The sequence below is a fragment of the Mucilaginibacter sp. P1_D10 genome, from assembly GCF_056406215.1.
Window position 1 is genome coordinate 142127 of the sequence record NZ_JBFUAP010000011.1, and the last position, 14858, is coordinate 156984.

Below are 14858 nucleotides of genomic sequence, written 5' to 3' on the forward strand. Positions count from 1 at the left end.
GCAATACATACCGATATGTAAAGGCCTCCGCGCGATTATCGTGCGGAGGCCTTTTTATTGCATGATGTTTTTTGATGTACCGTTGTAGCTTACTGCTTTGGCTCGGGCAGTTTAAGGTCCTTATTAAAATTAGGGAACAGCTTGGGCACCATAGCGATGGTGTTTTTGTTAAGGTCTAAAAAGCTCCAGTTTTTACCCTTATCGCTGCTTACGGCCAGCAGGTTGCTGTTAACTTTCATGGTAGTCCCGCCAACCTTCATGCTGATGTACTCGGGCACCAGGCAATGTATCTCGGTACCAGCCTTGTAAAATTTCCCAGGCGTGCCTATAGTAGCACTCTCAAAGCTTACGCCCTGGGCGGTCATTTGCTGCATGCCTGTAGTCATCATTTGCAGCATTTTGGCCTTGCCGCCGCCCAATTGCAGGGCCTTGGGGTAGGTATGGTTAATTACGGTCGCATAATCGTTGTGTACCAAAGCATCGGCAACAACGGTGGCTTGTTTTTTTACCACTTCGGGGTCTTGCGCGTAAACAGCTGCCGGCAACAGCAGCAGCACTAATAGTTTAATTGATTGTTTCATTTCTTCTTTTGAGTACTTTTTTTACCAGTATTTTTTTGGCGAGGGCGCGGGTGCCATCCACCTTGTCGGTTATTTTTAGGCCAAGCAACTCGCTTACCATATTATAAACATCTACGTTAGGGAAACTTTTGATGGTTATGCGCTTGCGGAATGCGGGCCCCCAGGCGTAAAAGGTGGCGTGCATATCCTTCACCACGGTGGGGTCGAAACCGTGCCAGCCGGGGTGCAGGTTTGTGCGGTTGGCCAGGTTAAATACCTTTGGCCACTCGGGTATCAGCAGTATATCGCCTATGCGGTTGTGCCAATCGTCCGTCGCACCGTAATGGAATTTGGCCGGCATATTGGTTTTTAGGTACACCTTGTAATAACCTTGTGCATCTTTGGTCAGCTGGTCGAAAGTGCTTTGGATAGCCGTTTTATCCTTTGCGTAAAGCTCTACCAATGTGCCGTCGCCCGATATCCGGAACTTAGCGGTATCTATAGCAGCGGGTATGCCCAGCGGGCTTTGGTTTTCAACCTGCGTCATCCCGTGGTCGGCCACGAAGACGAAGTTTACATCCAGCCCGGTAGTTTTAACGGCTTTGTACAACTCGTTCACCGCCGAATCTACATAGAGCACCTCGCGGCCTGTTTCGGGTGCGTCGGGTCCGTAGGTATGCCCGGCATGATCTACCTGGGGCAGGTAAAAAGTGATGAAATGCGGTCGCTCTTCTGGCGGCAGCTTAAGCCAGTTTACAACAGCGCCTATGCGGCGGGTCATGTCTATCTGTTCGTTGTAGATGTAATAGTAAGTTGGGCGGGTGTTTTTTATGGCCGCTTCTGATGCTACCCAGTAAAAACTTGCGGCCAGCATATTCTGCTGCTCGGCCAGTACCCAAAGCGGGGTGCCTCCATACCAGGTGCCGTCGGCCACCTTGGCTTTATTGCTCATGCTGTAGCTGTCGTTGCGGTCGCGGTCGTAAAAGGAGTTGTTCACCAGGCCCGAGTGCGAGGGGTAAAGCCCGCTTACCAGCGCATAGTGGTTGGGGAAAGTTACCGAGGGGTAGGAGGGTACCATCGATTTGGCATGCACCCCATCGTTACGGAGCCTCTTGAGGTTGGGAGCGTTGTATTTATCCACATAATCCCAACGGAAACCATCGGCAGAAATCAATATTATGTAGGGCTTTTTTTGCTGGGCCAGGCTGTTTTTACGGCCCGCGACGATTTTTTGGGTGGTATCTGCAGGCTGTTGCTTTTGGCAAATGCCCGCAAAGCAAAGCATCATTAAAGCCGCTAATATGCTGTATTTTTTCATTTGGGGATACTATGGCTTCAAAAGTATATAAATACAGTTAACAAATTGATACTATAACATTAATGTTGCAGCCCTGGCCAAGTCCATCCAGCAGGAACGCCCATTGGCGGCGCATGTTGCATTTACAGCATTCTCTTCTCAATTTTTGGCAAATCCGGCCAAATCAGGAAGCTTAGCCTTATCTTGTCCGGATGATGAAGAAATATGCTTTGTTGGTATTTGTTTTAGCGATGGTAAGTGCAGCCTTTGCCCAACCCGATGGCTCGCCGGTGGCAGTAAACGGTGCTTTGGCGGTTAAGAATGGCATTATCGTAAATAAAAACGGCCTGCCGCCTGCCTTACGCGGCGTAAGCTTATCCTGGAGCCTATGGGCAGGGCGCAAATACTATAGCCCTGTGGTGGTTGATTGGCTGGCCTCAGATTTCAAGGTGTCCATCCTTCGCGCATCTATGGGCGTACAGCCCGGACATGGCTATCTGCAGGAACCCGGCCTGCAAAAACAACTGATGCTTTATGTGATAGATGCAGCCATTAAAAACGGTATTTATGTGCTGATTGACTGGCACGACCATAACGGCAATCGGCACATCCCGCAGGCCAAGGCCTTTTTTGCCGAGATGGCGCAACGTTACAAAGGCGTGCCCAATGTAATCTATGAGATATGGAACGAACCCGAGCGCGTAGCCTGGGACACCGTGAAGAACTACGCCATGCAGGTAATCCCCGAGATACGCAGGTACGATACCGATAACCTGATTGTAGTTGGTAGCCCGCATTGGGACCAGGATGTGGATATAGCAGCAGCAAGCCCTATTGCCGGTTTTGCCAATATTGCCTATTCCTTCCATTTTTACGCATCTGACAAAACCCACCAGGAGCCGCTGCGCGCCAGGGCAGATAAGGCCATACAGATGGGCCTGCCGCTTATGGTTACCGAGTGGGGCGTGGGCGAGGCCAATGGCAACGGCAAATTCGACCGGGGCAAAACAAAGGCCTGGCTGGATTGGATGGAAGCCAGGCACCTGAGCTGGGCAAATTGGAATTTAACTGACAAGGACGAAACCACCGCCATTTTAGAACCTGGTGCGCCGGTTACAGGCGGCTGGACGGAGGAACAGCTTACATCGGCAGGCAGCTACATCCGTAAGGTACTGCGGGGGCTTAATAAATAAGCAATAAAACAAAATTTGGCGGCTATTTAAACACAGAGTCCGCGGAGGTTTGCACAGAGGGCACGGAGTCTTTTTGTTCGCTTAAACTCAATAAAATCCCCGCCAGTTCAAGCGTCTCGCTTGAACCTACATACATGTCAGCGTCCCGCTGACGTAACGAAATGATTTTTTAGTCGATTTTGCAGGTATATTATTATTCCTGTACCGAAACCACGTGCCAACGGGGTTGCACGATTTAAATGCGGATGTTTCTAACATTGCAAAGCGTTATAGTAAGCGGGACGCTTACTATAACGCTTTGGTCCAAGCGGGACGCTTGAACCGGCGGGTAAACCGCCATAATCCTCTATGGTTCAATATTAATGTAAAATATCGCCACGATGCCTTGTTTGTTGATTTCCCTGCGTAAATTGTGTGGCAATGCAAAAAGCTTTTTTTTTAATCCTGATGCTGGCCACGGCAATATGCCTGGGCTGCGCGCATAGCAAACGCCTTTACACCAGCGATTGCGCCGAAGGCATCGTGTTTAAAAAGGTAAGTTATGCAAACCTGGTAGATAGCATCAAATATTATAACCTGCAATACGTGGAGGTATCCGGCCGATACACCGAAGGTAAGGACCTGTCGGCCCTGGTAAACGATAGCCTTTTTTCTGCACGTGGAAATAGCCATGCTCTTTGGGTAAACTTTACGCAGGATTGCCCTTTGTATCTATCAGGCACGCAAAAAGGTTTTTTTGATGCCGAAGATGGCAGTTATACGCATATGAACAACCGTATGGTAACCCTGCGCGGCCGTGTAGATGTTAAGATGAAAGGCCACCTAAAAGAATACCGTGGCGCTATAGATCAGGTGAGCTTTGTTGAGCTGCATTAACAGGTTGGATTGCTGCCAATTAATGGTTTATTACCAGATGATTGCTTTCTATAAAAGCCTTAAGCATAGCTACAGAGGTGTGGTTGCCGCTTTTTGCAGGGATATGGCTTGCGGTAGTCGTTTTTTACGGAATTTTAAATTTCCAGCTTCAGACCATCGTAAGCCAGGCGGATGCCATCCGGCAGTTCTGCGGCAATGTCCCGGTGCTTGCCCAGCCGGTGGCTGATATGGGTAAAGTAAGTAATATCCGCGCCGATATCCTGTGCAAAAGCTATCGCTTCCTCCAGCGTAAAATGCGATATGTGCTTTTCTTTCTGCAGGGCGTTTACCACCAATATCTTGCTGCCGCGTATCTTCTGCTTTTCGGCATCTGATACGGTTTTAGCATCGGTGATGTAAGTGAAATCGTTTATACGGAAACCCAGCACAGGCAGTTTGTAGTGCATCACCTCCAGGGGTATGAGGTGTATGCTGCCGATATCGAAAGGCTGCAAGCCAATAGTATGTAAGTCAATCTGCGGTATGCCGGGGTAGCCCTTATCGTCAAAAATATAAGGGAATTCGCGGCGGAGAGCCAACTGCACGCGGGTATCGGCATAAATATCTACCGGGCCCTGTTGTTTGTAATTGAATGCGCGGATATCATCCATACCTGCCACGTGGTCCTTATGTTCGTGGGTAAAAACGATGGCGTCCAGGTGCTGTACGCCGGCGCGCAGCATCTGGTACCTAAAATCGGGCCCGGAATCAATTACCACGGTTTTATCGCCGGCTTCTATCAGTATAGATGTGCGCAGGCGCTTATCCTGCGTGTTGGCAGAGGTGCATACTTCGCAGTTGCAGGCTATCACAGGCACGCCCTGCGAGGTTCCGGTTCCCAGGAAGGTAATGGTCACAGCTGCAGGGTGGTTTGTTTTAATTGATGCAAAAACGCAGCCTGCTTTTCATCCAGCAGGTGCTGGTCTATCTCCAGCGTGCGGGCCAAATCGGCCACGGCGGCTATCTTGCTTTCGAGGTTGGCAAATTTGTTTACCACAATCATGCGGCTATTTTGCAGCAGGCAGGCACCGGTTTTAAAGTTGCCTTTTTCGTACCGCACGCGGTAGCCGGCTGTTTTTAACAGCAGTTCCAGTTTTTCCAGCGTATGATTGGTAGGCGTAAGCATGAAGTTCAAAAATAGGATAATTACCCATTACAAATGTGTCGGCTACGTCCTTTTTCCATTTTTTTTAAGTCGGTTCGATGTGGCTTATTAAATTATTTTAAAAACTATTGCCGCTTTTTGCAAATCAATGGCGCGGGACTATTTTTAATTTCGATTTATTTATATCTTGGACAAGATTTTCGCCCTTAACCATTTAAGCCCTTTGTTGATATATGAGCCAAAAGCCTGAACGGTTCCTCTCGCTGGATGTATTCCGTGGGATGACCATTTGTTTTATGATTATTGTGAATACGCCCGGCAGCGGCGCGGCACCCTTCGCCCCGCTGGAACATGCCGCCTGGTTTGGCTTTACGCCAACCGACCTGGTGTTCCCTTCCTTCCTTTTCGCTGTCGGTAATGCCATGAGCTTCACGTCGGGCAAGTTTGCGCAGATGAGTGCCGGTGCGGTGCTGGGCAAGATATTTAAACGTACGGTTATTATTTTCCTGCTGGGATACCTCATGTATTGGTTCCCCTTTGTGGATCATACAGACGCAGGTTGGGCATTCAGGCCCATCAGCAACACCCGCATCATGGGGGTATTGCAGCGTATCGCGCTTTGCTATATGTTTGCTTCGCTTATCGTTTACTTCATCAAATCGAAAAGGGCTGTTATCGTCATCAGCGTTGTATTATTAGTGGGCTATCAATTATTGCTGCTGGCCTTTGGCGACCCGGCTGCCCCTTACGGCATGCTTACCAACGCGGGTACTTACCTGGATAAATTTATCCTGGGCGACGCCCACCTGTACCACGGCGAGGGCGTAGCATTCGACCCGGAGGGCATACTGAGCACGCTGCCCGCCATTGTGAACGTTATCTGTGGCTACTACGCCGGCAAATTCATACAGGAAAAAGGCAAAAGCTACGAAACCATTTCGCAACTGATGCTTACCGGCGCATTGTTCCTGTTCATCGCCCTTTTCTGGAATATGAATTTCCCGATAGGCAAGAAACTGTGGACAAGCCCATTCACTTTATTAACGGTTGGTTTGGATATGCTTATCATATCATCGCTTATTTATATTGTTGAGGTACGCAACTGGAACAAAGGCAACTGGACCGGTTTCTTTACCACCGCAGGCAAAAATCCGCTGCCTATTTACATCCTCTCGGAGATACTCATCATCGCTTTTTGGATGGTGCCGGTTGGGAAAGTAAGCTTTTTCGATTGGATAAACTCATCGTTTTACCAGGTAATAGCACCCGGGGCCATAGGTTCGTTGCTGTTTGCCATCAGCTACATGCTGATATGCTGGGTGGTAGGGAAGATATTGGATAAGAGGGGGATATATATTAGGGTGTAAGGAGGTTATCTGAACTCGAATTTTAAAGAATTTTAAGAAAGTACAGAATTTAATGAGCCAGGTCTTAGCATTCTGTTAATTCAATAAATTCTTTAAAATTCGAGTTCAGACATTTTGCGGTAGGAACAGAAGCGATACCGGCCAAAGAGCGTAAAGGCGACTTACTGGCGATGCTGGACCCGAGGCTGAAAGCATTTTTAAAAGAGAAAGGTTTTATATTGACCACCTGGCGGGAGGTAATGGAGCGGAGGACATGATTAAAGGATTAAACACGATGGGACACGATTAAAGGATTTCGGGATTAAACAGGATGAAAATTAACCACCGCGTCATTGCCGATATACTTCAGCGCAATATTGTTTTTACCTTAAATCTACCTTACTTTTACACAACCAAAATATTTACTCATGAATTCATTAATAATTGTCGCGGCATTAACATGGATATTAGCTTTCACGTTAATCGTTCGCTTTAGCCGGGATAAATATAAATTTGGTAAATACGAGGCAATCCAGGAAAGGGTCGCTGTCAAAAATTGGACAACACACGGTGGGCGCATAGCTTATTATCGTTTGGCAGTTGCTTCCAGTGCTCTCATCACAATGCTCGTTGCTGTTGTTGTTAAAGTTGTATTTTATTAATTTAAATTTTTGCACCCAACAACCACCGCCACGCCCAGCGGGTGGCAGCATTAAACCCACCGAAACCATCCACAAATTCGATAATATGCCCGAGGCAGTTTTGGGTGAATTTGCTGCGGTAATTTTTGGTAGCTTCTTTAAAAACTGCATCGGCGTTGGGTATGCCAATACGCTCGTATATGGCGCTACGCACATACATGGTGCGCACGAAGTATATGTTCATCAATATCACAAAGCTGTATAGCGTGCGCCTGATATAGCCCGCTTTTTTGGTGTAATTCTCCAGTAAACCCTTCGTGAAATGGATGTGGCGGCCTTCTTCGATGTTGTGCAGTTCGAACACCTTGCGCAGCACGATGTAAATTTCCGGCGCGCGGCGGGTGTGGTTGCCGTACATATCGGTTATCAGTTCCACCGCCAGGCTACCCATAAACAGGAAATCGGCAGGCAGGTAATTGGTGCTGACCTTCCCAACGAAGGCATGCATTTTGGTAGGGGGCAAGGCTTGCCCCCTCAGCTGCGTGATGGTTTGCGCAAACATTTCCTGGTGGCGGTATTCTTCGATTATCTCGCGGATGAGGAAACGGTGCTCCGGCCCATCGGGCGGGAGGGTGAGCAGGTAGCGCGTCATAAATACGCAGAAAAGCGCTTCGCCCCAGCCGTAAGAGTATAGCACCTGCACGACTTCGTGGCGACCCAGATCGGTTTTTTGTTGTTGGGTGAGGGTATCGTAAACCGGGAGGCCCTCTAAAGAAGTAAGGAATTCGGGCAGGTATAAGTCGGTAGATGACGGTTCCTCCGCCCAGGGCACATAAGTTTCGGGCATCAGCGGGCGCTCCTTGCTTATCTTTACCAGCCTTTCTATTTCCTCTGCGCGCATATGCTAAGATAACGGAAAAAATGGGGAGAGGGTTTGCTGGGCTTCAACTAGAGTTGAGAAATCCCTACATAATGTGAGTTAAAAAATGTTAGGCATTTGCCTATGGTAGTATGTACCATGTCGTTTTGCCGGCTCCGCTTTTCCCCAAATACTTTTGTGCTACCAGTTTGCGAAAGTGGTCTTTAAGCGTGTTCCTGCTTACTCCGGTCGCGTTAACCATATCACCTATAGTTACTCGGCCATGTTCACGGGCAAAATCAATAATCTGCAAAGACAATTCCGATATATTCGCCAAGACTATTTTTTCGCGCTCGACCTTGCCCGCCAACCGTTTCATTTGGTGTTGCATAGATCGTAGGAAAAATATCGTCCAGGGTTGCCAGTCGGGGTTATCTGTACGAATTGTCCTTTGCGTTTGTCGCAATGCGAGATAGTAACTCTCTTTACTCTGCTCAATCACACTTTCCAAGGAACTGTAAGGCACATAACTGTAGTTTAGTCGCAAAAGCAGCAACGTAGTCAACACGCGGCTCAATCTCCCGTTGCCATCTTGAAATGGGTGGATCTCGAGAAACACCACTACAAAAATAGCGGTAATTAAAAGGGGGTGAAGTTTTTGTTCCGCTTGGGTGGCCTGTAACCAATCGGTTAACTCCGTCATTAAAAAAGGTGTATCAAACGGTGTTGCTGTTTCAAAAACAATACCTACCTGTTTCCCTTCGCCGTCAAATGCCGCCACTGAATTAGACGTCGTTTTGTAGTTGCCACGATGCCAATTGTCTTTTTCGCTGTATTTTAATAAATCGCGATGCAATTGTTTAATGTAATTTTCGGTAACGGGTATATCCATCCACGATTCGAAGACAGTATCCATTACATCAGCGTAGCCCGCAACTTCCTGTTCGTCGCGGCTGCTAAATGATTTTATTTCTAAATTGGATAATAACCGGTCAATCTCCCGATCCGAAAGCTTGCTCCCTTCAATCCTTGTTGATGAGCCTATGCTTTCTATCGTTGCAATACGCCGCAACGCCAATAGTCGTTTAGGGGCTAGGGTGCCGAGCGCACGCCAGGCACCTTTAAACTCATCTATTTCACTTATTAACTTAAGGATTTCAGGAGTAATTATTATGGTGTCGGTTTTTATCATAGCTTATCCACACCCAAATATACACCCAAATACACCCAAATGCAACAAGCCAGAACGGGAATTATTTAAACAAAAATAGCGACGGGTTGAATGCCCATCGCTATTATCTGAACTCGAATTTCAAGGAATTAATTGAATTTTTAGAATTAAAACAAAGTCGATTAAACAGTATTGACTCTAACCTCTATCTCAAATCCACAAACTCAGCACCCGGGTGGGCTTTTTTATCGTAACTAAAAACAGCATCGGCTATGCCGGTAACCGGGGCGAATGTGTTTAAGGTATAAGTATAACGACTTCCGTTTTTATCGAATATCAGTGCGCTATACAGCTGATTCTTAACTTTATCCACCATCAGCCTAACTTTAAAAAAGCTGGCCTTTTCGTTCTCGGGGGTAAGGTCTATCACCTGATAGGTTTTGCCGCCGGCTTTCTGCAGGCCCACGTACACGTATTTATAGCCTTTCTCGTACATGGTGAATATTTTGGCCGGGTTAAAGCCTTCATCGCTGTTATCGGCATCAGCTGCCTGTACTTCATTGGCATCCTTAAGGTAGGTCCACTGGCTTTTACCATCGCTGATGATTTCCTGCGATACCGATTTGCCTGTACCGTAAATGGTTACCTTATACTTGTTGGCTTTTGATTTGGCTAGCAGCGTGCCGCTTTGGGTTTGCTTTACATTGGCCTGTACATTATCAACCAGCAGGGTGAAGTCCGTTTTCACGGCATCGTAGCTGCGGTATTGCTTGCTCAGCTTGTTGAGGATAAGTTTAGCATCCTTATCTTTTTGAGCAAAGGCACTCACAAAAGTAAGTGCCGACGCGAGTATCATTAGGGTTAATTTTTTCATGTTGAGTGTCGTTGTAAAATCACAGCATTAACCATTGGGGTTAACAATAGTTTAGAGTGATATTATACAATTTAGTTTAATCCTTTGGTTTTTGCAGGGTTTCCAGGTGGCGTTCCAGGCTGTACTCGTCGGGGTAAAGCACGTCGCGGGCTTTGCTGCCTTCGAATGGACCAACTATGCCGGCTGCCTCCAATTGATCTATGATGCGGCCTGCGCGGTTATAACCCAGCTTCATTTTGCGTTGGATTAGCGAAGTTGAGCCTTGCTGGTGTAGCACAATGAGGCGGGCAGCTTCTTCGAACATCGGGTCGCGTGTTTCCGCGTCGTATTCTTTAGTACTGCTGCTGGCTTCGCCGTCGCCTACGTATTCGGGCAGCATCATGGCCGATGCATAGCCGCGCTGATTGCCTATATAATCGGATATCCTTTCTACCTCGGGCGTATCTACGAATGCGCATTGCAGGCGTATAAGGTCGCTGCCGGTAGAGAGGAGCATATCCCCGCGACCGATGAGTTGGTCGGCGCCGCCGGCATCCAATATCGTGCGCGAATCTATCTTTGATAACACCCTGAAGGCCAAACGTGCCGGGAAGTTGGCCTTGATAGTACCCGTAATTACGTTTACCGATGGGCGCTGCGTTGCAATAACTAAGTGAATACCCACCGCACGCGCCAGCTGTGCAATACGCGCTATAGGCTGCTCTACTTCTTTGCCCGCGGTCATCATTAAATCGGCAAACTCATCTATCACCAGCACAATAAAGGGCAGATAACGGTGTATTTCGGGGTTGCTTATCTTACGGTTTACGTATTTAGTATTATACTCTTTCAGGTTACGTACCTGGGCATCTTTTAGCAGGTCGTAACGCTGGTCCATCTCTATACAAAGCGAGTTGAGCGTGTTTACCACCTTTTTGGTATCAGTGATAATGGCATCGGCTTCATCAGGCAGCTTGGCCAAAAAGTGCCGCTCTATTTTGCGGAAGAGCGTGAGCTCTACCTTTTTAGGATCTACCAGTACGAATTTCAGTTCCGCAGGGTGCTTTTTGTACAGCAAAGATACCAGTATGGCGTTGATACCTACCGATTTACCCTGGCCGGTTGCACCCGCAACCAGCAGGTGGGGCATCTTAGCCAAATCGGCTATGAACACTTCATTGCTGATGGTTTTACCCAGGGCTATCGGCAGATCCATGGTGTTGTTTTGCCATTTCTCGGTAGCCAATATCGAGCGCATCGATACCATCTCGGGGTGCTGGTTGGGCACTTCGATACCAATGGTACCCTTACCCGGCATGGGGGCAATGATACGGATGCCCAGAGCGGCCAGGTTCAGCGCGATATCGTCTTCGAGGTTCTTTATTTTGGAGATACGCACGCCCGGCGCGGGGACTATTTCGTAAAGTGTAACCGTTGGGCCAATGGTGGCCTTTATCTTATCTATCTCTATGTTATAGTGGTTCAGCGTTTCTACGATCTTGTTTTTGTTGGCTTCCAGTTCGTCGCTGTTTACGGGTATCTTGTTGTTGCCGTAGTTTTCCAGCAAGTCCAAAGTGGGGTATTTGTACGATGCCAGTTCAAGCGTGTGGTCGTACATGCCAAACTGATCCACCAGCGATTTTGCCTTGTCATCGTCGCTTTTCTCGATAGCCAGGATTGGTGTAGGGCGCGCTACATCAATGGTTAGCGGTATTTCGTCGTCTTCCTCGGGTTCGCTAGGGGTATAGGGCTCCGGCGTTAAAACTACAGGTTCGTGCGTTATGGTGTTTTGCACCAGCGGTACCTGCTGCAATTTCTCTGCATTGCCGCCAAGCGTTTCATTTACGGTTGACCTTGCGCGGTTGCCCCTGGGCCACTCTACAGGCAGAGAGATATCCTCGTCCACCAGGTCGATGTCCTCTGAATCAACGTCGCCGGCGGCTACCGGCACGGCGGTACGTTCTTTACGGGCGGGCAGCTTAAAATCAATATTGTAAGCAATAACCAGCACGGCAAGCCCTGAAAAAACCAACACACATCCTGTACCGGCCGAACCTATCTGTACGCCGAGCAAACGATTGCTCCAGTAGCCGAAGCCGCCCTCCAAAAAGTGTGGGTAATCTGCCACCATGGCGTGTATAAAGCCGATGGATACCGATATAAACACGATGCCGAAAAGACTATAAGCCAGCATTTTGCTGATAGAGAAAAGCCTTATTTTGAACACCAGCCTGAAACCTATCACAAAAAAGATGAATACGAAGAGGAACGAAGCCACGCCGAACCATTGGTATATGAATTGGTTGGCTAGCAGCGCCCCGAAAACGCCCAGCCAGTTTTCTATGGGGTTGGTAATGCCGCTTTCTATAAGTTCTTTTGGCGATTTGAACAGGTTGGCCCAGCCGCCGTTTGACGGCGCTACCCAGCTCTGGTCTTGCTGCCAGCTAAACATGTACGAGGTGAACGCAATGAGGAAAAACGCCGAAAGCACTAAAAAGAATAGTCCGGTGATTTTTAGCAGCCGCCCGTCGCGCAGGTTGAATATGGGCAGGCGCTCCGCCTGTTGCTTTATCGGTTTCGGCCTTTCGGCTTTCGCCCCCGGCTTGCGTGGCGCATCATCATCCTTAAAACTATTAGTCCTGAACTGGTTTCCTTTTACTGGCATCCTGCTATCTCCGCACGTTTAGTTGCAAATATAAAGTTATTAGAATTAATTCGGATTACGGGGATGGGGGAGAATTTTTTGAGAGGGGGGATTGAGCGGGCAGCATGCAGAGCGGATATGCTGCGCGGGAATGTCCTCGTGCCACAGGGGCTTTTTTCAAAGAGACCCTCAATGCTATTAAGTTAAGGGAAAGCCGTAGGGTTAATTTCACGCAAAGTCGCAAAGTCGCGAAGGATTTTAAGCTTTTACTTTGCGGTCTTGGCGGCTTTGCGAGATAAAAAATCTTAACTTAATAGCATTGAAGAGACCCTGCGGGAACAGCATAAAGCACCGTAGAGTGGATGCCTCATAATTTCACTACCTTGTAGCCAAAACCCCATCTCCCATGAAAATGTTCCGTAATCTGATGCTTTTTGCCGCCTTGCTTTTTGCGGGAACCGGCCATGCACAGCAAAGTCGCTTGAAAACCGGCTGGTATTTCATAAGTGCCGACACTACCGGCTATAAACGGCAGTTGGATAAAAGCGGAGATGTTTACTACATCAATCCGGCCCCAATTGTATTGGCCAACCATTTTAAAATGATTGAGATACAGGAAAATACTTACCAGGGCAAGCAACGGTTTTCGCTGTTTTTCAGGTTCGACGAGGCCGGCACGAAAGCATGGAGCGACGGAACGCTCAAAGCGATGGATGGCAGGATAGCTTTTGTTGTGGACGACGTACTGATGTGCGCCCCGATGGTACGTTCGCAGATTACATCCGGCGTAAGCGTGATGGACCGCGGGAACGAAACCCGGGAAGGCTTAGAGGCAATCGCCGCGCAAATAAGAAAATCCATGTGAGCTGAAATTATCCTTAACTTTGGTAACATCCCTGCTGATACCCCGTCCAAACGATACGCCTTAAAAATCTACCCCAATGATAAAAAAATTACTCACCATTGTATTGTTTACGTCATCTGTAGGTACTGCCGTTAACGCCCAAACTCTCAATAAAGCTAAACTCGATAGCTTGTTGGATGTGCTGGCCGCTAATAACAAAACCATGGGCAGCCTGGCTATATCGGTAGACGGCAACATCATCTACCAAAAATCGGTTGGCTATATTGCAGCCGATGCCAAAACGCCTGCAGATGCGCATACTAAATACCGCATCGGTTCTATCAGTAAAGTATTTACGGGCGTTATCGCCTTTCAGCTGATCGAGGAAAAAAAGCTTACGCTGGAGACCACGCTGGATAAGTTTTACCCGCAGATGCCCAACGCGACGAAAATCACCATTGCGCAACTGCTTAACCATCATAGCGGTTTGTTCAATATCACTAACGACCCGGCCTTTGTTACCTACATGACCACGCCTACCACGCATGAGCAGCTGCTCACAAAAATGGCATCCTTCAAACCCGATTTTGAGCCCGGTGCTAAATATGCATACAGCAATACCAACTTTATCCTGCTTAGTTACATCATCGAAAAAATAACGGGTAAGCCTTATGCGGAAGTGGTTAAAAAACGCATCATCGATAAAATTGGCCTGAAAGACACTTATTACGGCAGCAAAATAGATGTTGCAGCAAACGAGGCTTTGTCTTATAACTATAACGGCAGCTGGAAACTATTGCCAGAAAGCGATATGAGCATACCCACCGGCGCAGGTGCTATGGTGTCCACACCTTCCGATCTCGATAAATTCATTGAAGCACTTTTTGCCGGGAAATTGATCAAAGCGGCCAGCCTGGCGCAAATGAAACCCACCATAGAAAAATATGGCATGGCCATGCATAAAATGCTTTTTAAAGACAAAACAGGGTACGGCCATGGCGGTGCTATCGATGGCTTCCTGTCGTCGCTGGCCTATTTCCCGGAGGATAAATTGGCCATATCGTACATAAAAAATGGGGGAAGCTATTCGCCGGATGAGATATTGAAAGGGGCATTGGCAATCTATTTTAACCAGCCCTACGTACTCCCCACCTTCGTAACTGCCAAGGCCGAAAGCCTGGATAAGTACACCGGTGTGTACGCCTGCCCGGCTTTGCCTATAAAAATAACGATAAGCAAAGATGGCAATACGCTTATTGCACAAGCCACAGGGCAGGGTGCTTTTCCGCTGGACGCGACAACCACGCCCGATAAATTTAAGTTCGATGCGGCAGGGATTGTGATGGAGTTTAAGCCTGTCGAGGGTCAGTTTACCTTAAAGCAGGGCGGCGGCGAATACGTGTTCACCAAAGAAAAGTAAAGTTGGCCGA

14 protein-coding genes are annotated in these 14858 nt (G+C 47.9%); 6 read left to right on the top strand and 8 right to left on the bottom strand.

Annotated elements, in window-relative coordinates:
• Nucleotides 1-89 precede the first annotated feature (89 nt).
• Together AC1DYT_RS18355 and AC1DYT_RS18360 are read right to left on the bottom strand one after the other, a co-directional pair.
• On the bottom strand, nt 90-581 hold the full coding sequence (locus AC1DYT_RS18355) for a hypothetical protein (RefSeq protein WP_477470987.1): 492 nt from the start codon (nt 579-581) through the stop codon (nt 90-92).
• Nucleotides 565-1878, bottom strand: coding sequence for an alkaline phosphatase family protein (locus AC1DYT_RS18360; protein WP_477470988.1), 1314 nt, complete (start codon nt 1876-1878; stop codon nt 565-567). The genes AC1DYT_RS18355 and AC1DYT_RS18360 overlap by 17 nt, the downstream gene beginning before the upstream one ends.
• Nucleotides 1879-2069: 191 nt before the next feature.
• Here AC1DYT_RS18360 and AC1DYT_RS18365 point away from each other — a divergent pair, with 191 nt between their 5' ends.
• Both AC1DYT_RS18365 and AC1DYT_RS18370 read left to right on the top strand, forming a co-directional pair.
• A complete protein-coding gene (locus tag AC1DYT_RS18365) occupies nt 2070-3050 on the top strand; it encodes a glycoside hydrolase family 5 protein (protein ID WP_477470989.1) in 981 nt (326 codons plus the stop codon).
• 420 nt (nt 3051-3470) lie between these two features.
• Nucleotides 3471-3926, top strand: coding sequence for a hypothetical protein (locus AC1DYT_RS18370; protein ID WP_477470990.1), 456 nt, complete (start codon nt 3471-3473; stop codon nt 3924-3926).
• A 134-nt stretch (nt 3927-4060) separates the two neighbouring features.
• On the opposite strand, the gene AC1DYT_RS18375 is transcribed toward AC1DYT_RS18370, so the two are convergent.
• Nucleotides 4061-4822: an MBL fold metallo-hydrolase gene (locus AC1DYT_RS18375; protein ID WP_477470991.1), complete on the bottom strand. Its 762-nt coding sequence runs from the start codon at nt 4820-4822 to the stop codon at nt 4061-4063.
• A complete protein-coding gene (locus tag AC1DYT_RS18380; protein WP_477470992.1) occupies nt 4819-5091 on the bottom strand; it encodes a hypothetical protein in 273 nt (90 codons plus the stop codon). The genes AC1DYT_RS18375 and AC1DYT_RS18380 overlap by 4 nt, the downstream gene beginning before the upstream one ends.
• Before the next feature lie 212 nt (nt 5092-5303).
• On the opposite strand from AC1DYT_RS18380, the gene AC1DYT_RS18385 reads away from it, so the two are divergent.
• Both AC1DYT_RS18385 and AC1DYT_RS18390 read left to right on the top strand, forming a co-directional pair.
• On the top strand, nt 5304-6437 hold the full coding sequence (locus tag AC1DYT_RS18385) for an acyltransferase family protein (RefSeq protein WP_477470993.1): 1134 nt from the start codon (nt 5304-5306) through the stop codon (nt 6435-6437).
• A gap of 407 nt (nt 6438-6844) precedes the next feature.
• On the top strand, nt 6845-7078 hold the full coding sequence (locus AC1DYT_RS18390; RefSeq protein WP_477470994.1) for a hypothetical protein: 234 nt from the start codon (nt 6845-6847) through the stop codon (nt 7076-7078).
• Nucleotide 7079: 1 nt separating this feature from the next.
• Here AC1DYT_RS18390 and AC1DYT_RS18395 read toward each other — a convergent pair whose 3' ends face one another.
• The 4 genes from AC1DYT_RS18395 to AC1DYT_RS18410 all read right to left on the bottom strand — a co-directional run bounded on the left by AC1DYT_RS18395 (nt 7080) and on the right by AC1DYT_RS18410 (nt 12605).
• Nucleotides 7080-7958 carry a diiron oxygenase gene (locus AC1DYT_RS18395; protein ID WP_477470995.1) on the bottom strand — a complete coding sequence of 293 codons (879 nt, stop codon included), beginning with the start codon at nt 7956-7958 and terminating at the stop codon, nt 7080-7082.
• A 100-nt stretch (nt 7959-8058) separates the two neighbouring features.
• Entirely contained in the window at nt 8059-9108 is a 1050-nt protein-coding gene (locus AC1DYT_RS18400; RefSeq protein WP_477470996.1) for a Fic family protein, read from the bottom strand.
• A 184-nt stretch (nt 9109-9292) separates the two neighbouring features.
• A complete protein-coding gene (lolA1, locus tag AC1DYT_RS18405; protein ID WP_477470997.1) occupies nt 9293-9961 on the bottom strand; it encodes an outer membrane lipoprotein periplasmic chaperone LolA1 in 669 nt (222 codons plus the stop codon).
• A 76-nt stretch (nt 9962-10037) separates the two neighbouring features.
• Nucleotides 10038-12605 carry an FtsK/SpoIIIE family DNA translocase gene (locus tag AC1DYT_RS18410; RefSeq protein WP_477470998.1) on the bottom strand — a complete coding sequence of 856 codons (2568 nt, stop codon included), beginning with the start codon at nt 12603-12605 and terminating at the stop codon, nt 10038-10040.
• Between the two features lie 385 nt (nt 12606-12990).
• Here AC1DYT_RS18410 and AC1DYT_RS18415 point away from each other — a divergent pair, with 385 nt between their 5' ends.
• Both AC1DYT_RS18415 and AC1DYT_RS18420 read left to right on the top strand, forming a co-directional pair.
• Nucleotides 12991-13449, top strand: a complete 459-nt coding sequence (locus AC1DYT_RS18415) for a SecDF P1 head subdomain-containing protein (protein ID WP_477470999.1) — start codon at nt 12991-12993, stop codon at nt 13447-13449.
• Nucleotides 13450-13525: 76 nt separating this feature from the next.
• Nucleotides 13526-14848, top strand: coding sequence for a serine hydrolase domain-containing protein (locus AC1DYT_RS18420; RefSeq protein ID WP_477471000.1), 1323 nt, complete (start codon nt 13526-13528; stop codon nt 14846-14848).
• Nucleotides 14849-14858: the final 10 nt, after the last annotated feature.